This is a genomic window from Spirillospora sp. CA-108201 (assembly GCF_050936235.1).
GTDB lineage: Bacteria > Actinomycetota > Actinomycetes > Streptosporangiales > Streptosporangiaceae > Spirillospora.
Genome location: NZ_JBNJNE010000001.1, coordinates 121,271 through 143,536, shown reverse-complemented (window position 1 = coordinate 143,536; position 22,266 = coordinate 121,271). Strand labels below are relative to the sequence as shown.

The 22,266-nt window shown below is 71.2% G+C and carries 21 protein-coding genes and 4 tRNA genes; 8 read left to right on the top strand and 17 right to left on the bottom strand.

All coding sequences use genetic code 11. From position 1 onward, the window contains the following. Positions 1-24 precede the first annotated feature (24 nt). Genes ACQEU6_RS00695 through ACQEU6_RS00685 form a run of 3 tightly spaced genes read right to left on the bottom strand, consistent with a single transcriptional unit; the run spans position 25 to position 2,426 of the window. Positions 25-1,065 (bottom strand): IS3 family transposase, encoded by a 1,041-nt coding sequence (locus ACQEU6_RS00695; RefSeq protein ID WP_499328557.1) that lies wholly within the window; start codon positions 1,063-1,065, stop codon positions 25-27. After that, positions 1,062-1,481, bottom strand: a complete 420-nt coding sequence (locus tag ACQEU6_RS00690; protein WP_499328555.1) for a transposase — start codon at positions 1,479-1,481, stop codon at positions 1,062-1,064. The genes ACQEU6_RS00695 and ACQEU6_RS00690 overlap by 4 nt, the downstream gene beginning before the upstream one ends. Before the next feature lie 42 nt (positions 1,482-1,523). Beyond that, positions 1,524-2,426: a site-specific integrase gene (locus tag ACQEU6_RS00685; protein WP_499328552.1), complete on the bottom strand. Its 903-nt coding sequence runs from the start codon at positions 2,424-2,426 to the stop codon at positions 1,524-1,526. 588 nt (positions 2,427-3,014) lie between these two features. Here ACQEU6_RS00685 and ACQEU6_RS00680 point away from each other — a divergent pair. Next, complete coding sequence (locus tag ACQEU6_RS00680; RefSeq protein WP_499328550.1) at positions 3,015-4,196, top strand: site-specific integrase; 1,182 nt, start codon at positions 3,015-3,017, stop codon at positions 4,194-4,196. A gap of 102 nt (positions 4,197-4,298) precedes the next feature. On the opposite strand, the gene ACQEU6_RS00675 is transcribed toward ACQEU6_RS00680, so the two are convergent. After that, positions 4,299-4,370, bottom strand: a tRNA-Val gene (locus ACQEU6_RS00675). A gap of 96 nt (positions 4,371-4,466) precedes the next feature. Next, complete coding sequence (locus ACQEU6_RS00670) at positions 4,467-4,892, bottom strand: TIGR02611 family protein (protein WP_499328548.1); 426 nt, start codon at positions 4,890-4,892, stop codon at positions 4,467-4,469. 287 nt (positions 4,893-5,179) lie between these two features. Here ACQEU6_RS00670 and ACQEU6_RS00665 point away from each other — a divergent pair, with 287 nt between their 5' ends. After that, positions 5,180-5,593, top strand: a complete 414-nt coding sequence (locus tag ACQEU6_RS00665) for an SsgA family sporulation/cell division regulator (protein WP_141584934.1) — start codon at positions 5,180-5,182, stop codon at positions 5,591-5,593. Here ACQEU6_RS00665 and sthA read toward each other — a convergent pair. Both sthA and ACQEU6_RS00655 read right to left on the bottom strand, forming a co-directional pair. Then, positions 5,590-6,993, bottom strand: a complete 1,404-nt coding sequence (gene sthA / locus ACQEU6_RS00660; protein WP_499328545.1) for a Si-specific NAD(P)(+) transhydrogenase — start codon at positions 6,991-6,993, stop codon at positions 5,590-5,592. The two genes, ACQEU6_RS00665 and sthA, sit on opposite strands and share 4 nt — an antisense overlap. Positions 6,994-7,044: 51 nt before the next feature. Further along, positions 7,045-7,644: a TetR/AcrR family transcriptional regulator gene (locus ACQEU6_RS00655; RefSeq protein WP_499328542.1), complete on the bottom strand. Its 600-nt coding sequence runs from the start codon at positions 7,642-7,644 to the stop codon at positions 7,045-7,047. A 107-nt stretch (positions 7,645-7,751) separates the two neighbouring features. On the opposite strand from ACQEU6_RS00655, the gene ACQEU6_RS00650 reads away from it, so the two are divergent. Genes ACQEU6_RS00650 through ppgK form a run of 3 tightly spaced genes read left to right on the top strand, consistent with a single transcriptional unit; the run spans position 7,752 to position 9,656 of the window. After that, positions 7,752-8,495, top strand: a complete 744-nt coding sequence (locus ACQEU6_RS00650; RefSeq protein ID WP_499328539.1) for an SDR family NAD(P)-dependent oxidoreductase — start codon at positions 7,752-7,754, stop codon at positions 8,493-8,495. Next, positions 8,495-8,815 carry a DMT family transporter gene (locus ACQEU6_RS00645; protein ID WP_499328537.1) on the top strand — a complete coding sequence of 107 codons (321 nt, stop codon included), beginning with the start codon at positions 8,495-8,497 and terminating at the stop codon, positions 8,813-8,815. The genes ACQEU6_RS00650 and ACQEU6_RS00645 overlap by 1 nt, the downstream gene beginning before the upstream one ends. A 28-nt stretch (positions 8,816-8,843) precedes the next feature. After that, on the top strand, positions 8,844-9,656 hold the full coding sequence (ppgK, locus tag ACQEU6_RS00640; protein WP_499328534.1) for a polyphosphate--glucose phosphotransferase: 813 nt from the start codon (positions 8,844-8,846) through the stop codon (positions 9,654-9,656). On the opposite strand, the gene ACQEU6_RS00635 is transcribed toward ppgK, so the two are convergent. The 9 genes from ACQEU6_RS00635 to ACQEU6_RS00595 form a co-directional block, all read right to left on the bottom strand. Beyond that, a complete protein-coding gene (locus tag ACQEU6_RS00635; RefSeq protein WP_499328532.1) occupies positions 9,653-12,373 on the bottom strand; it encodes a glycoside hydrolase family 38 N-terminal domain-containing protein in 2,721 nt (906 codons plus the stop codon). The genes ppgK and ACQEU6_RS00635 overlap by 4 nt on opposite strands. Next, a complete protein-coding gene (locus ACQEU6_RS00630; protein WP_499328530.1) occupies positions 12,364-13,560 on the bottom strand; it encodes a CehA/McbA family metallohydrolase in 1,197 nt (398 codons plus the stop codon). The genes ACQEU6_RS00635 and ACQEU6_RS00630 overlap by 10 nt, the downstream gene beginning before the upstream one ends. After that, positions 13,557-14,681 carry an ABC transporter ATP-binding protein gene (locus tag ACQEU6_RS00625; protein WP_499328527.1) on the bottom strand — a complete coding sequence of 375 codons (1,125 nt, stop codon included), beginning with the start codon at positions 14,679-14,681 and terminating at the stop codon, positions 13,557-13,559. Before ACQEU6_RS00625 ends, ACQEU6_RS00630 begins: the two co-directional genes overlap by 4 nt. After that, the gene (locus tag ACQEU6_RS00620) at positions 14,681-15,508 is read right to left on the bottom strand and encodes a carbohydrate ABC transporter permease (protein ID WP_499328525.1); all 828 of its coding nucleotides are present in this window, start codon (positions 15,506-15,508) and stop codon (positions 14,681-14,683) included. The genes ACQEU6_RS00625 and ACQEU6_RS00620 overlap by 1 nt, the downstream gene beginning before the upstream one ends. After that, entirely contained in the window at positions 15,505-16,482 is a 978-nt protein-coding gene (locus ACQEU6_RS00615) for a carbohydrate ABC transporter permease (RefSeq protein WP_499328522.1), read from the bottom strand. The genes ACQEU6_RS00620 and ACQEU6_RS00615 overlap by 4 nt, the downstream gene beginning before the upstream one ends. Further along, entirely contained in the window at positions 16,454-17,878 is a 1,425-nt protein-coding gene (locus ACQEU6_RS00610; RefSeq protein WP_499328520.1) for an extracellular solute-binding protein, read from the bottom strand. The genes ACQEU6_RS00615 and ACQEU6_RS00610 overlap by 29 nt, the downstream gene beginning before the upstream one ends. A gap of 80 nt (positions 17,879-17,958) precedes the next feature. After that, the gene (locus ACQEU6_RS00605) at positions 17,959-18,795 is read right to left on the bottom strand and encodes an aminotransferase class IV (protein WP_499328517.1); all 837 of its coding nucleotides are present in this window, start codon (positions 18,793-18,795) and stop codon (positions 17,959-17,961) included. After that, entirely contained in the window at positions 18,746-19,762 is a 1,017-nt protein-coding gene (locus tag ACQEU6_RS00600; RefSeq protein WP_499328515.1) for a chorismate-binding protein, read from the bottom strand. Before ACQEU6_RS00600 ends, ACQEU6_RS00605 begins: the two co-directional genes overlap by 50 nt. Further along, positions 19,759-20,463: an ArsR/SmtB family transcription factor gene (locus ACQEU6_RS00595; protein WP_499328513.1), complete on the bottom strand. Its 705-nt coding sequence runs from the start codon at positions 20,461-20,463 to the stop codon at positions 19,759-19,761. The genes ACQEU6_RS00600 and ACQEU6_RS00595 overlap by 4 nt, the downstream gene beginning before the upstream one ends. 127 nt (positions 20,464-20,590) lie before the next feature. On the opposite strand from ACQEU6_RS00595, the gene ACQEU6_RS00590 reads away from it, so the two are divergent. From ACQEU6_RS00590 to ACQEU6_RS00580, 3 genes are all read left to right on the top strand, one after another. Continuing rightward, a tRNA-Gly gene (locus ACQEU6_RS00590) sits at positions 20,591-20,662 on the top strand. A gap of 40 nt (positions 20,663-20,702) precedes the next feature. Then, positions 20,703-20,773 (top strand) — tRNA-Cys (locus tag ACQEU6_RS00585). Between the two features lie 33 nt (positions 20,774-20,806). Next, positions 20,807-20,881: transfer RNA gene (locus tag ACQEU6_RS00580), tRNA-Val, on the top strand. A gap of 166 nt (positions 20,882-21,047) precedes the next feature. Here the strand turns inward: ACQEU6_RS00580 and ACQEU6_RS00575 are convergent. After that, positions 21,048-22,253: an endo-1,3-alpha-glucanase family glycosylhydrolase gene (locus ACQEU6_RS00575; protein WP_499328511.1), complete on the bottom strand. Its 1,206-nt coding sequence runs from the start codon at positions 22,251-22,253 to the stop codon at positions 21,048-21,050. Positions 22,254-22,266 lie beyond the last annotated feature (13 nt).

Genomic DNA, 22,266 nt, shown 5'->3' with positions numbered 1-22,266 from the left:
AAATGAGACAGGGGTCAGTGATCGTTAAGCGGCGTCTTCTCCCTGGTCAACGCTGGTCTGGGCGGCGGTGTCCTGGCCGGGCCGGTTGATCCACGCGACCGCGGGGAGTTTGGGCAGCGCGGGAGCCCGGGTGAACCGCCGTGGGTTCGCCGCACGGAACGCCTCGATGGTCTGGCCGCGCCTGTCCTGGATTGCGGGCGCGGTGCCGACATGGACCGAGAAGGGGACGTGCAGTCCGATCCCGGAATGGTAATGCTCGTGGTTGTAGTAGTTGAAGAAGTGGTGGCAGAACGTTTCGGCCTCGTCGATCGACCCGAAGTTCTCCGGGAAGACGGGACAGTACTTCAGGGTCCGGAACTGCGCCTCGCTGTAGGGGTTGTCGTTGCTGACCTTCGGGCGGGAGTGGGACTTGATGATGTCCAGGTCCGCCAGCAGGTCGGTCACCGCCTTGGACGTCATCGAGGTGCCGTTGTCGGAATGGATCGTTCCCGGCACGATCCCGCCGTTGGCGGCAAACGAGTTCTGCATGAACTGCTCGGCCAGTTCTCCGGACTCGCGCGGGTGCACTTCCCAGTGCACGACGCAGCGCGAAAAGATGTCGAGCATCACGTACAGGTCGTAGAACCTGCGGGGACCGGGGCCTCGCAGCTTCGTGATGTCCCAGGTCCATATTTCATTAGGTGCACGGGCGGCCAGGTAGGGCTTCTTCCCGGCCTCGTGGCGGGCCTGGGCGCGCCGCTCGCGGACCTGGTCACGCAGCCGCAACTCCCGGTACATCGTCGACACCGACGCCAGGTAGACGCCCTCGTCCAACAGCGCCGCCCACACCTGGCGGGGCGCCTTGTCGGCGAACCGGTCACTGTTGAGAGCGGCCACAAGTTCGGCGCGCTCACCGGCGGTCAGTGCATTCGGCGGGGACGGCCGCACCGCCGCTTCACCGCTTTCGGGGGACGGCTTCCGCCGCCGGTAGAAGCCCGAACGCGATAGGCCCGTCAATGCACACGAGACGGTGATCGTCAGATGCTCGGCCAGCAGGGCGAAGGTGTCGGCCCGGCAGGTGTTCACGAGTTCTCGGTGTCCGCGCTCTCGGACATCGTTTCCAAGAGCGCGATACCTTTTCCCATGATGTCCAGGGCGGCCTCGGTCTGCTTGAGTTTCTTGGCCATGGCGGAGTTTTGCCGTTCCAGCCGCGCTTTTTCCTTGCGCAGCTGATCCAGTTCTACCTGCTCCGGCGACTTCTCCTTCTTGGGCGTCGGACGGGCCGATCCCGACGAAGTCAACTGCCCGGCGTCGCGCTGCCGGCGCCACGAGGAGATGCTGGATTCGTACAGGCCCTCACGGCGCAGCAGCGCACCCTTTTCGCCGGTCGGGGCATTGTCGTACTCCTCCACCATCCGCAGCTTGTAGGCGGCCGAGAAGGTCCGCCGCTTGGGTCGGCCGGCTCGGGGGCCGTCGTCGGGAGGGAGGTCGTGGCTGGTCATCGTCACTCGGCTCGGTACCCGTTCTCGCCCTGCTCATGTCAGTTAGGGATGTTTGTCCCCTTGTGTCCCACCTGAGCCTGACACAGAGGGGCGCGCGAACACCAGGCCAGAGTCCTGGTAGGCGGCGCCGGCGGCGAGCCTGTCGGCCGCTTGGATGGTGCGGGCGGCGAGCAAGGCGCTCACGGCCAGGTCGGCCAGTCGTAGCCCACGTCGACTTCCCGGTGTTTTGGTGTCGCCCCCGGCCCGGACCGAGCGCGTCACCAGCACGGTGCCGGTGTTCAAGTCCACCTGCTGCCATCGCAGCGCCCGCAATTCCTCGGTCCGCAGCCCCGTCAGCAAGCCCACCGCCACATAGGGTCCCAGCCTGTCCCCTCCTTCCAGCGCTTGTCTGAGCAGGGCCCTTGCTTGCGGCAGCGTAAGCGAGCGCGAGCGTCGCGGGGGTCGGCCGCGTGGGGTGTCGACGAGCTCGGCGACGTTCCTCGCGACCTTGTCGTGCCGTTGCGCACGCCGCAGTGCACGTTTCAGCAACCCATGCAGGATCTGCAACGTGCTGGTCGTCAGGACTTCCGCCCGGCCGAACAGCCAGTGCTCGACATGGTCAGCCGACAGTTCCCGCACCGGCGCCCGCCCGAGCTGCGGGACCAGGTGGAGGTCGATCAGCGTGCGGTAGGCCTGCACGGTCGTATCTGCCAGGCCCTTGCCGGCCAGCACCTTCAGCAGGTCCTCAGCGGCGTTCTGAACGGTGTAGTTGCGTTCGGCGCGCACCCCTTTTGCCAGGTCATCGACCACTTGAACGAGCTTGCGCATCAACAGCCGCTGGGTGGCGGCCCTGCGCTTCAGCCGGAACCGCTGCCCGTCCGATTGCCGGCCCAGCGAGATCGCTCCTGTCCACCCCTCCCCCTCCCGATAGATCGACGCCCGATACTCCCCCACCCACACCTGCATGACGCTCCTCGTGAAAGGTCCCCTGCCTCCACGTTCACCCACCCCCGGACGTCAGGGCCACCACATCACCGAGACGTCCCCGAACGTCCTCAGCCCGGCCGCACTCCATTGCAAGATTCCGTCTACCTCAGGTGAGCGGAGCAGCTGACGCGAGGACTTCACGCACGCGGCGCCAACCTCGCACCGATCCCGCCAGTGGCAGGGGCAACTCACCCCGGTCGACGAAGGCTTAGGAGGGCGAGTCGGAAGGCGCCAGTAACCGCAGCAGCCCAGGTGGTTGATGTTGATTGATCCCTGATTGGTTCATTCATCACACCAGGCGGCACCTTTACATTGTAGATCAACCATGATTCTCTGACAGAGCTTCTTCACTCTAAGTTAAAGAAAGAGTACTGATCGTGATAGCATGGAGCGCAAACATGCGCAAAGGAGGTGACTAATGGCAGTCCGAGTGAGGTGTCCGCGCCTGCCAGTGTGCGGGCGAAGCCCTTCACGGTGTGCCTGGCCAGGCGCAGGTGAAGGCCCAGGCGCCTCAGCCCCAGGGGCCCATAAAGGCGATAGCGAACTACAGGTAGGAGGAGGGATGCAGTGGCAAAGATCCTGATCGGTAAGTACGAAGGGTCGATCTACGAGGAAGGCGACGGCTGGACGGGTGCCATCTCGCTCGGCTTCGCTTCGAGCGGCAAGCGCAAGCGACTCAAGAGGAAGGGGAAGAACAAGACCGAGGTCCGGGACAAGCTCGTCAGCGCCGTCAAGGAGCTAGAGGCCGGCATCAAGAGCACCGCGTACTACACGGTCGGGGATGCAGTCGAGGACTGGTTGTCCAAGGGGCTCAAGGGGCGCGACGCCCAAACGGTCGCCACCAACCGCATCCTCGCCGAGAAGCACGTCATCCCCTATCTCGGCAGGGCCAAGCTCACCGAGCTCCGCGCCGACGACGTGGACGAGTGGCTCGACGGACTCACTGGCAAGCTGTCAACGCGGTCCCTGCAAGGAGTCCACTCGATCCTCAAGCGCTCGATCCGGCATGCTCAGGCCCGGGACAAGATCGCGCGCAACGTGGCGGAACTCGTCACGACGCCTCGCGGGAGGGCCGGGCGGCCGAGCAAGGCGCTCACGCTCGCTCAGGCCAACGCCGTCCTGGAAGAGGCCGAGTCGTCCCCGCTGCACGCCTACGTGGTGCTCAGCCTGATGGTCGGCATCCGCACCGAAGAGGCACGCGCTCTGCAGTGGGCGCACGTCATCGCCTGGGACGAGGGGAAAGAAAGGTTCCGGGCGGTGAGTGAAGCCGGCTTCGATCACGACAAGTTCGCCCTGTACGTGTGGCGCTCCGTGCGGACCCACGGCGACACCAAGACCAAGAAGTCCCGCCGCACCCTCGAGCTCCCCGCACAGGCCGCGGACGCCCTGCGCAGGCACCATGCGCGCCAGGCCGTTCAGCGTCTGAAGGCGGGTGAGGTCTGGCAGGACAACGGTCTGGTGTTCTGCACCAGGACCGGGACGGCTCTGGCCGCCGGGAACGTGCGGCGCAGCTTCCGGCTGATCACCTCGCGTGCCGGGATCGGTGACGAGTGGACTCCTCGCGAGCTCCGCCACTCATTCGTCTCGATCATGAGCGACAGCGGGGTGCCGCTGGAGACGATCGCCGACATGGTCGGGCATGCCGGGACGGCCGTGACCGAGAAGGTCTACCGGCACCAACTGAGGCCGGTCATCACCAAGGGCGCCGAGACCATGAACACGGTCTTCGGTCAGAGCAAGTCCGCGTAAGTCTGGGAGCGGTGGCTCCCCGTTTGGCTCCCGGAGGGGCCTCAAGATCGAAAAAGGCCTCGGAATGATCTCCGAGACCTAGTCTGACCTGCTACAACGGGGTGGGCGATACTGGGTTCGAACCAGTGACCTCTTCGGTGTGAACGAAGCGCTCTCCCACTGAGCTAATCGCCCCTGCGGAACTTGCGTTCCGACTTCGGAAACTCTAGCGCATGCCGGGGGGTGGTCGCGCGTCGGTTTCGTGGCCGGGGGGCCTGGCGGGGAGGGGGGTCAGGTCCAGAAGGTGGGGTCTTCGATGTTCCAGGGGAGGGTCGTGCCGTAGATGGCCAGGTAGGCGGTGAGGGCGGCGGCCAGGGCCGCGGCCGTCAGGGCGCCGAGGATGGTGTTGCGGCGGCGGGAGCGGGGGTCCAGGGCCTTTTCCTTGGCGCGGTCGGCGGCGGTCCTGGCGCGGTGGAGGGCTCGCTGGGCCCAGGCGAACTCGGTGGCGAGGATGGCCAGGCCGATGACGATCCCGAGGAGGCCGGGGCCGGGGGTCACCATCATGATCAGGCCGCCGGTGAGGACGGCGGCGCCGGTGAGGAAGACGCCGGCGCGCCAGGCGGTGTTGAGGAGCGGGTTGCGCCGGATGCGGGCGCGGAAGCGGTGGGAGAGGCGCGGCTCCGGGGACGGAGCGTCCTTTTCATGATTTATTGCCACGGTTTTACCCTAAGGCAGTGGATGGGGGTGCGGGTGGCCGCGGCGGCGCGCGGATCTGCCTGCGGGGTGGGCGGGGGGCGGCGAAGGAAAGTTGCGAATGATCCGCTTTTGCCCAGGTCAGACGCGGGTTTTGCTATGGTGAGATGGATCACAAACGCCGGGGGCGCCGGAATGTTCGGCCGAGTTCAGGCAGTTAGGCGTCATAGATCGCGGGGATGTCGGTGAGAGGGAGTACCGCCACCGCAGCACCCCGTGAGCCAGCGGGACCGACGTAAGAGGGAATGGCCATGAACAGCAGTACCACCGTCTCAGCAGAGCTGGGCCTTCGTCTCGTCGTCCCCGACCGCACGACCGTCCCTCTGCTGGCCGGGCTGGAGTACGCGGCCGACGACCCGTACGCGATCCGGATGGCCTTCTACGTGGGCGACGACGAGCCGGTCGAGTGGATCTTCGCACGGGAGCTGCTCACCGTCGGCATCGTGCGCAAGGTCGGGGGCGGGGACGTCGAGGTCTGGCCCGGCGAGGACGACGGCACGCTCAACATCGCGCTGTCCTCCCCCTTCGGGGACGCGCTGTTCGAGGTGCCGCTCTCCCCTCTCGCCGACTTCCTCCACCGGACGTACCAGGCGGTGCCCGCCGGCGAGGAGAGCGAGTTCATCGACATCGACGCCGAGCTGGAGAACCTGCTCTGGCCGTCCTAGCCGGACAGGCGGGCGATGTGGCGCATCTTGTTCATCGCGTCCAGGGCGGCGACCTTGTAGGACTCGGCGAGGGTGGGGTAGTTGAAGACGGCGTTGACCAGGTAGTCGATCGTGCCGCCGCAGCCCATGACCGTCTGGCCGATGTGGACGAGCTCGGTGGCGCCGGTGCCGAAGACGTGGACGCCGAGGAGCCGCCGGTCCTCCGGTGAGACGAGGAGTTTCAGCATCCCGTAGGAGTCCCCGATGATCTGGCCGCGGGCGAGCTCGCGGTAGCGGGACACGCCCACCTCGAAGGGGACCTTGGCCTCGGTCAGGGCGTCCTCGGTGCGGCCGACGAAGCTGATCTCGGGGATGGTGTAGATGCCGATGGGCTGGGTCTCGTGGATCTGCGAGACCGGCTCGTCGCAGGCGTGGTGGGCGGCGAGGCGGCCCTGCTCCATCGAGGTGGCCGCGAGGGAGGGGAACCCGATCACGTCCCCGACCGCGTAGATGTGCGGGACCTCGGTGCGGTAGTGCTCGTCGACCTTGATCCGGCCGCGGTGGTCGGCGGTGAGGCCCGCGGCCTCCAGGCACAGGTCGCCGGTCATGCCGTGGCGTCCGGCGGAGTACATGACGGTGTCGGCGGGGATCCGCTTGCCGCTCTCCAGGACGGTGATCGCGCCGTGCGCCATCCGCTCGACGGAGGCGACGCTCTCGCGGAACCGGAAGGTGACGGCCAGGTCGCGCAGGTGGTACTTGAGCGCCTCGACGATCTCCAGGTCGCAGAAGTCGAGCATGCGCTCGCGCCGCTCGACGACGGTGACCTTGGTGCCGAGCGCGGCGAACATCGAGGCGTACTCGATGCCGATCACGCCGGCGCCGACGACGACCATGGTCTCGGGGATGCGGTCCATGTGGATGATGCCGTCGGAGTCGATGATCGTCCGGTCGTCGAAGTCGACGGTCTCCGGCCGCGCGGGGCGGGTGCCCGTCGCGATCACGACGCGCTCGGCGGTGAGCTTCTGCTCGCGGTCGCCGGCGCCGCTGACGGCGATCGTGTCGGGCTCCAGGAAGCGGCCGGTGCCGGCCAGCACGGTGACGCGGTTGCGGGCGAGCTGGCTGCGGACGACGTCGGTCTCGCGGCCGATGACGTGCCGGGTGCGCATGCCGAGGTCGGCGACGGTGATCTCGTCCTTGACCCGGTAGCTCTGCCCGTAGAGCTCGCGCTGGTTGAGGCCGGTCAGGTAGAGGACGGCCTCGCGGAGCGTCTTGGACGGGATCGTCCCGGTGTTGATGCAGACGCCGCCCATCATGTCGCGGCGGTCGACGATGCCGACCCTGCGGCCGAGTTTGGCGGCGGCGATGGCCGCGCGCTGCCCGCCGGGCCCGGAGCCGAGGACGAGGAGATCGAAATCGCTCACGCCCCCCAGTCTGACGGCCGGGCACCGTGCTGATAAAGGCTTTCGCCGGATCTATCCGGATCCCAGGAGGCCGCCGGCGAGGGCGTCCAGGCCGGCCTTGACGCGGTCGAGGGGCATGGCGCGGGTGCGGCGCTGGTGGAGGAACAGGTTCGCGGCGAGCGGGGCCAGGAGGGCGTCGGCCAGGTAGGCGGTGTCGGCGCCCGGACGGATCTCGCGGAGCAGCATCGCCAGGTGCCGGTGGTAGAGCCGGTACGAGCCGTCGCGGAAGCGGGCCTCGGGCGGGTCGGACTCGGCCATCAGCAGCAGGTCGGCCTGGGCCTCGGTGCGGTCGGCCAGGGCGTGCAGGAAGGCGCGGACGCGGTCGGCGGGGGCGGCGCCCGGGCCGAGCGGCGGAGGGCCCTGGATGAAGGCGGCCTGGAAGTCGCGCTCGCGGTCGTCGATCACGGCGTAGACGAGCCGGGCCCGGTCGCCGAACCGGCGGTACACGGTGCCGACGCCGACGCCGGCGGCGCGCGCGACCTCGTCCATGGAGACGGCCTCGGGCCCGCGGGTCGCGATCACCTCCGCGGCGGCGCGCAGGATCCGGCGGCGGTTCTGGGCCGCGTCCGCGCGCTCGGCGGGCGGCCGCCCGACCACGGGCAACTCCCGCATCCAGCCCCCTCTCGGCACGGCACACCAGCGTAACGGGTTTGTATCCGGAAAGTTCTCCGGTTAAGCTCGCCAAACGGAACTTTCTCCGATTGATGGCGGGAGCTGAGATGACGGCGAACCTGGCGGGACGGGCGGCGCTGGTGACGGGCGGCGGGCGCGGCATCGGGGCGGCGATCGCGCGCCGGCTGGCGCGGGAGGGCGCCGACGTCGCGGTGACCTACGTGCGGGCCCCGGAGCGGGCCGCCGGCGTCGTCCGCGAGATCGAGGCGGCGGGCGGGCGCGGGCTGGCGATCGCCGCCGACGCCGCCGATCCCGGGGCCGTCGTCGCGGCCGTCGACCGGGCGGCGAGCGAACTGGGCCGGCTCGACATCCTGGTCAACAACGCGGGGATCGCGCCCTACGGGCCTCTGGAGGACGTGTCGGCCGCCGAACTCGACCGGACCCTGGCGATCCACGTCCGGGCGGCGTTCGTCGCGGCGCAGGCGGCGTCGCGCCATCTCGGGCCGGGCGGGCGCGTCATCAACATCGGCAGCAGCCTCGCCGAGCGCGTCCCCTATGCCGGCTGGACGCTGTACGCGATGAGCAAGTCGGCGCTCACCGGGCTCACCCGAGGCCTGGCCCGCGATCTCGGGCCGCGCGGGATCACCGCGAACGTGGTGCAGCCGGGGTCGACCGACACCGAGATGAACCCCGCGGACTCCCCCGACGCCGACTTCGAGCGCGGGTTCACGGCGCTCGGCCGGTACGCGCGCGCCGAGGAGATCGCCGCGATGGTCGCGCATCTGGCGGGGCCGGGCGGGGACTATGTCACCGGAGCGGCGATCGCCGTGGACGGGGGGTACGCAGCCTGATGGCCTGGATCTTCCTGCTGATCGCCGGGTTGACGGAACTGGTGTGGGCGACGGCGCTGAAGCAGTCGGACGGCCTGACGCGGCTCTGGCCGACCGTCATCGGGCTTTCGGTGGCGCTGCTCAGCGTCGTGGTGCTGTCGTTGTCGCTGCGGACCCTGCCGGTCGGGACGGCGTACGCGGTCTTCGTCGGGCTGGGGGCGCTCGGCGTCGCGATCGTGGGCATGGTCGCGTTCGGCGAGAGCGCGTCGCCGGCCCGGCTGGCGTTCCTCGGCCTGATCGTCGTGGGCGTGGTCGGCCTCCAGGTACTGGAGGGCTCTTAGCCGGGGCAAGATCGGGCAGAGTGGGGGCATGGCGAGGGAGATGCTGGGGATCGACATCGGCGGGTCGGGGATCAAGGGCGCGCCGGTCGACCTGTCGGACGGGTCGTTCACCCGGGAGCGGTTCCGGGTGGACACGCCGCAGCCGTCGAGGCCCAAGGCGGTCGCGAAGGTGCTCGCGCAGGTCGTGGAGCACTTCGGGTGGGACGGCCCGGTCGGGGTCACCTACCCGGGCGTGGTGATCGACGGCGTGACGATGTCGGCGGCGAACGTGTCCGAGCGGTGGATCGGGCTGGAGGCGCGGGCGCTGATCGCGGACCGGACCGGGCGGGACGTCACGCTGCTCAACGACGCGGACGCGGCGGGGATCGCGGAGATGCGGCTCGGCGCGGGGCGCGGGCGGCGCGGCACGGTCGTCGTGCTCACGCTGGGGACGGGGATCGGCAGCGCGCTGTTCACCGACGGCGTCCTCGTCCCGAACACCGAGTTCGGGCACCTCCAGATCGACGGCGAGGACGCCGAGATCCGCGCTGCGGCGAGGGCGCGGGAGGAACACGACCTCAGCTGGAAGAAGTGGGCGAAGCGGCTCAGCGTGTACATGGGGCACCTGGAGGCGCTGATCTCCCCGTCGCTGATCGTCGTGGGCGGCGGGGTGAGCAAGAGGTCCGAGGAGTTCCTTCCGCTGATCAAGGGCGTCCGGGCGGAGATCGTTCCGGCGCGGCTGGTGAACAACGCGGGCATCGTGGGGGCGGCCATGGCGGCGGACGCCGCTCATGAGGGGGCGGCGGACGCCGCTCGTGACCGGGCGGCGGACGCCGCTCGTGGCTCCTTGGCCGCGCGTTAGGTCGTCCGGAAGCGGATGGTCGCGATCTCCCAGGGCCGCAGCGCCAGGGCGACCGTCCCGTCGTGAACGTCGAGCGGGATGCCGGGGCGTCCGCGCAGGTCGACGCGGGTCGCCTCGGCGATGTCGCCCTGGAGGACGGCCGTGGCGGGGTGCGCGCACTGGGCGACCATCCGGGTCTCGGTCCAGCCGTCGCGGAGGCGGAGCGAGGTCATCGCCACGCCGTCGCCCGTGATCGACAGGCCCGGCCGGAAGCCGGGGAGGGGTGCGGCGGCGCGTCCGTAGCCGGCGGCGGTGAGCAGGTCGTGGCGGTAGGTCTCGGCGGCCCGCAGAACGTCGGCCCCCGGCGATTCACCGAGGTACGGCATGATCGCGAAGCCGACCGCGCGCTCGCCGCGGCACTGGGCCCCCGGTGTGGGGAGCTGCGGCCCGGCGGGCTGGTCGCGGTAGGCGTTGCGGTCCCGCGACAGGTAGCCGACGGAGCGCAGCAGGGTGAGCGCCATCTCCCGTCCGCCGAGCACCTCGTACTCGGTGACGTGCTCCAGCAGGACGGCGAGGCCGCCCGCGGCGACGAACGCGGAGGCGGGGAACGTCGGCACCGGACGCTCCCCGAAGCCGCCCTCGGCCGCGGGCCCCCGCTCGACGATCGCGAACTGCCCTTCGGCGAAGGACGCGTCGGCCTGGCGCGGCAGCGACAGGTGCAGCCGGACGCGGTGGTCGTCGCAGCGGTTGTCGAACGTGACGCGCAGGCGCAGGAAGATCTCCCCGGCACGCAGCTCGGCGCGGGTGGTGACGGTCACGTCCTCCTCGGCCGCGGACCGGGAGTCGCCCGGGACGTCGCCGGAGGCGGGCCAGCGGTAGGTCCGGATGATGTCGAGCGCGGCGACGAGCGGCCCGTCCCACACGGGCCGGACGTCGACCGACAGGGGATCGCCGACGATGCGGTCCTCGGCCGGCGGCGCGTAGTTGTAGGAGTCGCCGAGGTCGCCGCCGTCCACGATGCGGCCGACCCCCTCGACGACCTGGCCGGACGGGGTGCGCAGGAGGAGGGTGCCGTCCTCCCGGACCTCGGCGCGCAGCAGCCCGTTGTCCAGGAAGTCCCTCCCGCCCTTGACCGGTCCCCGCACGGCGCTCCTCGGCGCGACGGGCTGGACGGCGGTGAGCCCCAGGGCCGGCACGTCGACCAGCGCGGCGACAGTGCGGCGCGGATCGGCCAGGATCCGGACCCGCCAGTCCCCGTCCGCGTCGCGCAGCGCCTGCCGCACCTCGCCGATGTCGAACGGGACGTCGGCGCGGGACGTGACGTGGAAGGTGAGCGTGCGGTCCTCCCGGGACACCGTCCAGTCGCGGATCTCCTGCCCGAACAGCACTCGCCCGTACACCCGCTCCAGCAGTATCGGCAGTTCGGAGGCCGGGTGGACGGCGTCGTCCAGGACGGTGGGCGCGATGTCGAGCGTCTGGACGGGGACCGGCCGCCCGTTCCCCGTGACCAGCCCGGGTTCCCCGTCGCACGGGATGTCCAGGGTGACGAGGCCGGTCCGGGGCGCGGGGGTCGGGTTGAACACCAGGTGCGAGCCGAGCGGCACGGTCGCGGCGCGTTCGGCGGTGACCAGGTCGACGACCGCGCGGCCGAGCTGCTCGGCCTCCGCCATGCGCGCGGCGACCTGCTCGGCGGTCTCGTCGCTGCCGCATCCGGTGACCGAGTCGTGGCAGCTCACCTCGATGAGGCGCCGCCACGCCAGGTCGAGGAACCGCTGCGCGTCGCCGGTGTACCAGAGGGCCGTCAGGGGCTCGGCGTACCGCTCCACGAGCCGCTCGGCGCGTCCCATCAGCTGCTTGAGCCGGACGCGGGCCGACAGCACGCCGGGCAGGATGTTGGCGCGGGCGTGCGACCGCAGCTCGCCGCGGACGTGCGGCAGGCCGTCCACGGACGGCTCCTCCCCCGCGAAGTACCCGGCGAGCGTGTCCAGCCGCATCGCGCGCCCGGCGGAGGCGACCCGGTCGGCGAGGTCGGCGGCGGGCGCGGTGTGGTCGGCCCCGTACATGGCCAGCAGGGGGCCGCCGCCCGGGTACCAGCGGCCCATCGCCTCGGCGAACCCGGCGACGCGGCCGGGCAGCAGGGACGCGCCGTCCGCGAACTCCTCGAACATCGACGCGGCGTTGCCGTAGCCGCCCTCGGGAAGGTACTGGGTGCGGATCGCGGTCCCGTCCGGCGCCTCCCAGGCGAACGCGCGGGTGCGGACCCGGTCCGGGACGCCGCGCCACACGCAGGCGTGGTCGATCCCCGCGAGCCTGAGGATCTGCGGGGTCTGCGCGCAGTGGCCGAACTGGTCGGGCAGGTAGCCGACCATCATCGCGGCGCCGAGCTCCTCCGCGCGGCGCAGGCCGAGCTCCAGGTTCCGGACGATGTTCTCGCCCGAGCACAGGAACTCGTCGTGCAGGATCTGCCAGGGCCCGACGGCGAGCCGTCCCTCGCGGACGAGCGCGGCCACCCGGTCGCGCCGCTCGGGGCGGATCTCCAGGTAGTCGTCGACGGCGGCCATCTGCCCGTCCAGGGTGAAGTGCCAGCGCGGATCGGCCTCCATCCCGTCGATCACGCCGTCCAGCAGCGACACCAGGCGGAGCCGGAAGCGCTGGAACGGCAGGTACCACTCGCGGTCCCAGTGGGTGTGCGGCACGACGACGATCTCTGAGTCCCCGGCCCGGCCTGCTACCCGCACAGTGCGATCACCTCGTTCTCGTGGGTCTCCAGTCGGTGCATTCCCGCCTCGTCCGCCGGCATCCGGACGCGGTCGCCCCGGACGGCGGTCCGCCGCCCGTCCGGCCGGACCAGCACGGTCCCGTCCGCGCCGAGGGCGACGAGCTCGCCGGCGACGCGCAGCAGCACCGGCGCGTCCGGGCCGGCGGACACGGCCGTCCGGCCGGCCGCGAGCCCGCCCAGCACGTCCTCTCCCTCGGCGAGGACCCAGGTGACGGGCTCGCCGAGGTTCTTGGGCTGCGCCGGGTCGTGGAAGTCGCTGCCGCCGAGCGGGACGACGCCCTGCGGCCGCCACACCTCGGACCAGGCCAGCGGCGCGCCCCAGCGCCGGTCCCACCAGGACGAATGCCAGATCTCGGCGAAGCGCGGCCGGTGCTCGGCGGGCAGCGCCCGGCGCCAGGCGCAGTCGCCGCTGAGCGGATGGTTGATCGACATGAGCCCGCCGCGCGCGGCGGCGGTGGCGGCCCAGTCGGCGCTCGGCCCGCGGAAGTCGATCCAGCCGGTGTCGCCGAAGACGTTCGCGTGGCCGAGGTCGGTGGTGACCTCCTGGCCGGGCAGCAGCAGGACCCCGGCGTGCGCCCCGGCGGCGGGCAGCTCGGGGTGGTGGCTGACGGTGTTGTGGTCGGTCACCGCGAGGTAGTCCAGGCCGCGGGAGGCGGCGAGGCACGCCAGTTCGACGACGGCGAGCGTGCCGTCGCTGTGGACGGTGTGCGAGTGCAGGTCGCCCGCGAGCCAGCGCATCCCCTCCGGCGCAGGGAGATCTGGGCGTGGCGGCCCCTCCGGCCGCGGAGGCGGTGTTTCGTCCGGGCGCCTTGGGGTCGTCCCAGAGGTGGTGACCGTCACCTCGTACGGGACGCCGTCCGGTGGAATCCGGTGCAGCCCAAGCCAGACGTGCCACAGGCCCGGTTCAAGCTCGCCGGGGAGGTATCCGGGCGTCGCCCAGTCGGCGCCTATGGTGAACCGGCGGCGAGCCCCACCGGACCAGCCGCGGAACCCGTCCGGCCCATGGCAGCCCAGGTCGATCACACCGCCGTCGAAGGAAAGCTCGACCGTGATGGACGCCGTACCCTGCGGCACCTCGAAGGGGAGTTCGCGCAGCCCCTGCTCCAGACGGTCTTCCAGACTCCACCGCCCGCTGTGCACGGTCACCCGCTCCGTCCCTCCTTGGTCAAGGGCGTCGCCGTCCGCCCGTCCTCGGCGCCGCCGGTCACCAGTTCTCCGTCGCGGTAGAGCAGGACGCGCCCGGGACGCGGCAGCGCCCACCCCTCCGCGCCCAGCTGGACCTCGAAGCCCTCTCCCACCACGACTCGCACCGTTCCGCCGTCGACGTCCAGGGTCACGAGGGAGGACGCGCCGAGGTTCTCCACGACCGACACCTTCCCGCCGAACGCCCCGTCCACCGGCTCGGAGCTGAACTCCATGTACTCGGGACGTACCCCGCACACGACCTCCTGCCCGTCCAGGACGAGGCCGCGCGCCTCCTCCGGGACGGGCAGCCCGGTCCCGCACGCGGCGACGGCCCCGCCGCGGACCGTGCCGGGCAGCAGGTTCATGGGCGTCGAGCCGATGAACGAGGCCACGAACAGGTTCGCCGGGCGCCGGAACACCTCGGCGGGCGTGCCGATCTGCCGGATCCGCCCCGACTCCATGACCGCGATCCGGTCGGCGAGGGCCAGGGCCTCCGCCTGGTCGTGGGTGACGAACACCGACGTGAACGCGAGACGGTGCTGGAAGCTCTTCAGGAACGTGCGGGCCTCCAGTCGGAGCCGCGCGTCCAGGTTGGACAGCGGCTCGTCCAGCAGGAGGACCCGGGGATCGGCCACCACGGCGCGGGCCAGCGCGACCCGCTGCTGCTGGCCGCCCGACAGCTCGCCCGGACGCCGCCGCTCCAGCCCGTGGAGGCCGAGCTCCCGGACGGCCTCGGCCGCCCGCCCGTACCGGACGGCGCGGCTCTGCTTCCGGACGCGCAGCGGGTAGGCGATGTTGTCCATGACGGTCATGTGCGGGAACAGCGCGTAGTCCTGGAACACCATGCCGACGCCGCGGCGGCCCGGCTGGAGCCGCGTCACGTCCTCGTCGCCGAGGCGGACCGTGCCGTCCGTGGCCGCCTCCAGGCCCGCGATCGTGCGCAGAAGCGTCGTCTTCCCGCAGCCGGACGGGCCGAGCAGGGCGAAGAACTCGCCCACCGCGACGTCCAGGTCGAGCGCGTCCAGGGCCCGGACGCCGCCCGGGTACACCTTCGTCAGCCGCCGGATCGTGATGGACCCCATCAGCGCTTGATCCCTCCGTGGAAGCGGAAGCCGTACCGGCGGCTGACGAACAGGTACATGAGCACGACCGGCAGGGAGTACAGCAGCGAGAACGTGGAGATCAGCGGCAGGTCCGGCTGGCCGCCCTCGGTGTAGAACGTGTACATGATCACCGAGGCGGGGGCCTTGTCCGGATCGCGCAGGAGCAGGAACGGCATGAGGAAGTCGCCCCACACCTGCGCGACCGTCCAGACCGCCACCGTGGCGAGCCCGGGCCGGATGACCGGGACGACCACGTGCCGCAGGACCTGCAGCGGGGAGGCGCCGAACACCCGCGCGGCCTCCTCGTAGGACGTGGGCGTTGCGTCGGTGAAGTCCTTCAGCAGGAAGATCGCCGCCGGCAGCAGCCCGCCGGTCAGCACCAGGACCACGCCGAGCCGCGAGTCGATCAGGTGCAGGTTGAAGGCCAGCAGGAACACCGGCACCATCGCGGCCGTCCCGGTGATGATCGACGACAGCAGGAGCAGGACGTAGAGCAGCAGGTCCCGGCCGGGCACCCGGACCCGGCTCAGCGCGTACGCGGCCAGCGACGCGGTCGTGACCACGAGCGCGGCCGTCCCGGCGGCCAGCAGCACCGAGTTGCGCAGCGACGCGAGCGCGTAGGGGTTGTCCAGCAGGACCCGGAAGTTGTGCAGGGTGAACTCGGGCAGGGACGCCGCGATGCCCGGGTTCGCGTCGAACGGCGCGAAGGCCAGCCAGAGCAGCGGCAGCGCGAAGAACCCGAGCACGGCCGAGACGAACGTCGCCAGGCCGATCCGGCGCAGGATCTCGCGGACGGCGCCGTTCACGCGCCCGCCCCCGCGCCCGCCCCCGCGCCCGCCCCGGCGTCCGCCGCGCGGGCGCGGCCGCGGTCGCGCAGCGCCCGGAGGTAGACCAGCGCGATCACCAGGTTGATCAGGATCATGATCAGCGAGATGGCGGCGCCGAACCCGAGCCGGCCGTCCCCGAGCGCCGTCCGGTACACGTACACCGACATGATCTCCGAGCGCCCGTCCGGTCCGCCCGCGGTGATCAGGAAGGGGGTGAAGTCGTTGAACGTCCACAGGCTGACCAGCAGCAGGCTCGTCAGCAGGTGGCCGCGGATGCGCGGGAACACCGCGTCGCGCAGCGTCTGCCACGTCGAGGCGCCCGCGAGCCGCGCCGTCTCCAGATGGGACGGTGGAACGTTCCCGAGCGCCGCTCCGTAGAGCATCATCGAGAACGCGGTCCCCCGCCAGACGTTGAACACGACGACGCACGCCATCGGATGGTCGAGCAGCCACGCCGTGCCCGGGGTGCCGAGCACGGCGTTGAGGGTCCCGCCGTCGCGGTCGAGCAGCGCGATCCACAGGAACGCGATGACCGAGGACGGCAGGATCCAGGCCAGCAGCACCAGCCCCTCGACCAGGCGCCTGACCAGGCCGGACCGGTCGCGCATCACCCACGCGACCGAGAAGCCGAGCACGGTCTGCCCGATCACCGCCGACCCCAGGACGAACTGGAGCGTCAGCCACAGCGACCGGTGGAAGTCCCCGTCGCCGAGCACGTCCCGGTAGTTGCCCGTCCCGACGAACCGCGGCTCGCTGGCGGCGATGCCGGTGAGCCGGTAGTCGGTCGTGCCCAGGTAGAGCGTCCAGAGCGCGGGGAACACCAGGAACACCGCGACGAGGATCAGCGCGGGCGCGACGAAGGCGGCGGCGCGCCCCCGCCCCAGCCCGGCCGCGTCGTCCCCGGAGGACGGCGCGGCCGCGACGTCAGCGCGGGGCGACGTGGGCGGCGCCACCGACGATCCCCTCCAGTTTCTTGCCGTACTCGGCGGCGGCCTGGTCCGGGCTCCTCCCCGACACCACGCTCGCCGTGGCCTCCTGCAAGGCCGTCGACACCTGCGGATACGCCGAGAGCCCCGGACGGTAGGACGTGACGGGCAGCACCTTCTCCGACACGAACGTCAGGAACGGGTCGCCCGCGAGGATCTCCTTGTTCACGTCCGTCCGGGACGTGATCTCGGGCGTGCCGGACGTCCGCGCCTTGACCATCTCCGGGGAGTTCATGAAGGCCAGCAGCTCGAACGCCTGCTGCGGGTACTCGGTGTTCGGGTTGAGGACGGTCACCGAGCCGCCGGACATGCTGACGAACGACTGCCCGCGCAGGCCCCGGCCCGCGGAGACGGCGGGGATCAGCGCGTAGCCGACGTCCTGGTCGCGGGTGGCCATCTTCGCGACGCCGGTCTTCGGGTTGAGGACGTCCCGCCAGAAGTAGTCGCCCTCGAACAGGATTCCGATCTTGCCCGCGGCGAACTCCTCGAACGACTTGTCGCGCCCCTTGGCCTCCTGCTGGAGCTTGGGGTCGCCGAGGCCCTCGGCGCCGTAGACCTGCGCGTACAGGCCGAGGACCTGCTTGAGCGCCTGGCCGCCGCCCGTCCACCTGCCGTCGGCCCAGATCTGCGCACCCGCCCCGGCCAGCAGCGGGAGCGCCCCCTGCATGCTGGTGGCCTCGCCCATCGCGGTGCCCGCGTTCAGCTGGATCGGCGTCACGCCGGGGAGCCTCTTCAGGGCGCGGCCCGCCGCGATGATCTCCTCCCAGCTCTTCGGCTGCCAGTCGGCGGGCAGCCCGGCCCGCGCGAACAGCTTCCGGTTGAAGAAGATGAGGCGGCCGTCGGTCGCGGGCGGGACGCCGTAGCGCTCGCCCCCGAACGTCGCCAGCCGCTGGACCGAGGCGGGGATCCGCGCCCAGCCGTCCCAGGCGCCGGCGGGGGCGCCGACCGCCTTCGAGAGCGGCAGGATGTAGCCGGCCTGGGCGAACTCGCCGACCCAGATGCCGTCGATGTCCATGATGTCGGCACCGGCGCGCGACTTGAGATCGAGCGCCAGCTTCGTCTTGTACACCTCGTCGTCCACGCCCTGGCCGCGGAACGTCACCTTCGCCGTGACGCCCTTGGCCTTCTGCGCCGCGACGAACCTCGGGATCACCGTCCTGGTGATCCAGACGGCCTCTTCGGTGTTCTTGCCGCCCTCGATGGCGTTGCGGGTGATCGTCAGGGAGAAGCTCTTGGCGTCCTTGCCCCGGTCGGGGTCCGCCGAGGATCCGCCGCCGCACCCGGCGAGCGCCGCGCCCGCCAGTGCGAGCGCGGTCGCCGCGCCGATCCGCCTCCTGGAGAAGTCCCTACGGGAGAAGACCATGGGTGACCTCCTACAAGCGTCACCACATAACGTGAACGAATAATTCGATCACGTAAAGACTCGGAGATCGTTTTTCTGGTTCAGGGATCCATCAGCTCGGCGGACCGGGCCGCGAACGCCTCCACGGCCTTCGCGGTGATCGGGCCGGGGGCCGCCGGGAGCACCGTCCCGTCCACGGCCCGGATCGGCTGGACGTCGCGGGTCGTGGACGTCAGGAACGCCTCGTCCGCGCGGTACAGGTCGTCGAGCGCGAGGTCCTCCTCCTCGCCGCCGCACCACTCCAGCGTGAGCGCGCGCGTCACCCCGGCCAGGCAGCCGGACGCCAGCGGCGGCGTGACGAGCCGCCCGTCGAGCACGACGAAGATGTTGCTGCCCGTCCCCTCGCACAAGTTCCCGGCGGTGTTGCCGAAGATCGCCTCGCCGCCGCCGCGCTCGTGGGCGTAGGCCAGCGCCAGCGCGTTCTCCGCGTAGGACGTGGTCTTCAGGCCCGACAGCGCGCCGCGCTCGTTGCGCGGCCACGGCACGACCGTCACGTCCGCCGTCGCCGGGAAGGGGTCCTGCGGACCGGCGATGATCGACACGGTCGGCCCCTGGTCGCCGCGCGCGGAGCCGAGCGGGCCCGGTCCGCTCGTGTAGGTGATGCGGATCCGCGCCAGCGGCCACTTCGGGGCGGCCGCGAGCACCTCCAGCGTGCCCTGCGCGAGGGCGTCGTGGTCGGGCTCGGGCAGGCCGAGGCCGGCCGCCGAACGGGCCAGCCGCCGCAGATGCCGGGTCAGCGCGAACGGCTCCCCGTTCGTCGCCTTCACGGTCTCGAAGATCCCGTCCCCGACGAGCATGCCGTGGTCGAAGACCGACACCGTCGCCCGCTCAGGGTCGAGCAGTTCCCCGTTCAGCCAGATCCTGGCCTGCTCCGTCACCGGAAGCCACCTCCAATAGCCGTGCCGTCTTCAGCTCGGTCTCGCGCCACTCGCGACGCGGATCGGACCCCCAGGTGATGCCGGCGCCGGTGCCGAACCGCAGCAGGCCGTCCTCGGCCCAGAAGGTCCGGATGCCCACGGCGAGGGCACCGCGCCGGGAGTCCGCGTCCACCCAGCCGATGGCCCCACAGTACGGCCCCCGGGGGACGGGTTCGAGCTCTTCCAGCAGCCTCAGCGCGCTCGACTTCGGCGCCCCCGTCACCGAACCGGGAGGAAACGTCGCGGCGATCAGCTCCGGCCAGCCGCCCCCCGCCAGCCGCGCCCGGACCGCCGACACCAGGTGGACGAGCCCGGGATGCTCCTCCAGCGCGCACAGCTCCGGCACGCTCACCGAGCCGGTCTCCGCGACCCGCCCGAGATCGTTGCGGACCAGATCGACGATCATCACGTTCTCGGCGCGGTCCTTGGGCAGCAGGTCCCCCGCCGTCCGGCCCGTCCCCTTGATCGGACGCGACTCCACCACCCGGCCGTCCCGCCGCAGGTACAGCTCCGGCGACGCGGACGCGACCTCCAGGCCCGGCACCTTCAGCGTCATCGCGTAGGGCGCGCGATGGCGCTTCGCGAGCCTCGCCCCCAGGCCCGCGATGTCGGCGCCGCCCGGCAGCTCCGCGGAGAGCACGCGGCACAGGTTGGCCTGGTAGACGACACCGTCCGCGATCGCGGCGCGGATGCGCTCGACACCCGCGACGTAGGCGGCCTCGTCCAGGGAGCTCGTCCACTCCCCCGGCCCCGCCCACGCGCCCTCCGGATGCGGCGCGGGCCGCACCGACTCGAAGCGGGCGCATGTGACCTTTCCCTCGAAGGTCACCACGACCGCCCACCAGCCGCGCGAGTCCAGCGCCCCGAGATCCGAGGTCACATCGGCGAGCCCCGTCGCCAGCAGGCCCCCGGCGTAGGCGAAGCTCACCCCAGCACGCACCCGAACGAATCGGACAGCCCCGCCAGCCCGGCCTCGGTCACGACCAGCGCCCGCCGCGTGGTGCCCCGCTCGAACCAGCCGAGCTCGATCATCCGGCTGGTGAGCGCCTCCCCCAGCGCCCCGTTCAGATGCGGGCGCCGCTCCGTCCAGTCCAGGCACTGCCAGGCGAACCTCCGCCGGGCCTTCCGCAGCGCCTCCAGATCCAGGCCCAGCGCCCCGAGACGCTCCTCGCCCTTCTCCGTCGCCTCGTAGGCGTCATCGCCCGCCGCCTCGATCAGACCGCCGTCCACCAGCGCCGCGAACAACGCCACCCCGGCCATCCCGGCGAGATGGTCGTAGCACGTCCGCGCCTCGTGCAGGCGCCGGGCGTCCCGGGACTGCCGCAGGCTGTTCACCCGCACCGGCGGGCTGATCCGCGACAGCGCCTCGATCACCTGCGCGACCTCGCCGCCCCGCAGCCGGTAGTACCGGTGGCGCCCCTGCTTCACGACCGACACGAACCCGCCGTCCAGCAACCGCGCCAGATGCGCGCTCGCCGTCTGGGCGCTCACCCCCGCCGTCCTCGCCAGCTCCCCCGCCGCGAGCGGGCGCCCGTCCAGCAGCGCCGTCAGCATCGCGGCCCGCGCCCGGTCCGCCAGCAGAGCCGCGACCGGCGCGAAGTCCACACTCACGACCTGTTCCGAGCCCATGCCACCGAGCCTAGGCGACCCACCCTTCGACCAGCGCCGAAGCATCCGCGCCCTGCTCCGCCGCGCAATCCGGTTCGCGTCGCAGCCCCGGACGCGCTAATGTTTTCCCCGTCGCCGCAGGGCGCAAGCGGAAGTGGCTCAGGGGTAGAGCATCACCTTGCCAAGGTGAGGGTCGCGGGTTCAAATCCCGTCTTCCGCTCTGAGGGGCCTTTCAGGCTATGACCAGAAGGTCTCCTTCTGGTGGAGTGGCCGAGAGGCGAGGCAACGGCCTGCAAAGCCGTGTACACGGGTTCAAATCCCGTCTCCACCTCAACCCGTACCTCCCCCCGGGGGACACGGATCCGGGCGATTAGCTCAGTGGGAGAGCGCTACCTTGACACGGTAGAGGCCACTGGTTCAATCCCAGTATCGCCCACCAGTCGGGCCATCGTGGTCGGCGCCTCTGGCGCCTTCCTGGTGGCCCGTAGTGCTTTCCAGGGAGATGCGGTTGGCTCTCTGCTCCGTGGTGCCGGCTGATCCTCTTCACTCGGACACGGCCGCTCCTGGAATCCCCTCCAGGAGCGGCGTGCTTCGGGCCTCTTGGGTCAGGGACGGCCGCTGCCGGCCGCGTGATACTGGAGGTCTTGTACCGGTGGTGTCGCGGTCACGCGGAAGGGGGAGGTGACGGTGGCGGCGGTGGCGCCGTTGCGGGTCACCGAGGCGGCGTTGGCGCCCGCCGCCAGGGGGAACAGTTTCGCCTGGACGCCCGCCGCCGCGTCGTAACTGCTCGCCGTCCCGCCTATCGTGGCCTTGATCTGCGCGGCGGCGGCGAGGAAGGTGAGGACCTCCACCTTGTCGCGCGGGGTCGCGGTGCCGGAACGCGGGACCATGAACTTCGTCTGACCGCCCGACGTGGGCTTGAGGCCCGCGGTCTGGGTGCGGTGGGTCAGGTAGACCGTGTCGCGCGCGATGGCCGGCCGCTTCCCGGTCTTGAGGCGGGTCAGGTAGTAGGACGCCAGGTCCAGGTAGGCGCCGTCGTTGTGCGGGGAGGGCGCGAACTGGGTGCCCTCGGAGAAGTCGTTCCAGGTGGTGAGCCGGACCCGGTCGGTCCCGCCGTCGATGGCGTTCTGCCAGGTCGTCCGCAGGTTCTCGGTGTTGTTCGCCTCGTCGTAGACCTCCTGGTTGGGCCGCTCGTCCTGGACGGCGACCGGCTGCATCCAGATCTTGCCGAGACCGTGCGAGGCGCCGATGTCGCCCCCGAGGCCGACCTGCAGGTTCGGGCTCCGGTTGCCCCAGTTGGATAAGCCGTAGCTGACCGAGGCGTAGTTCTCGTAGTTGAACGCCGCGTACCAGTCGGCGGTGCGGTTCTCGGCCTTGAACGGCGAGACGACCACGCGCCCGTCGGGCAGCTTGCAGACCGAAGGCGACTTGGCGAGCCCGGCCCGTTCCGAGGCGAGGCCCGCCGCGTCCAGCCCCTTGATCCGGGTGGCGGTCATGTCGGGCATCAGCACGATCCTGAACCCTGGGTCGACCTGCTCGGCCGCCTTGACGAGCAGGTGCACGCGCTTGCGGTGCGGGCCGGCGGCGGAAAGGTCGAGCAGGTCGACGGTGAAGCCGTCCGGTCCCGCCGCGACGGCCGTGCGGATCTCCCGCTTCATGTCCTCCAGTTGGCAGTCCCCGCTGATCGGTGCGCGGGGCGCCGGACGGTCGCGCAGCAGCCCGCCGTACGCCTGGTGGATCCCGCCCTCACCGGCCGGGCTCAGGTAGTTGCGGGCGCAGTAGTCCGCAAGATGATCTTCATGGGGCGGCACCGTGGTGCACCGC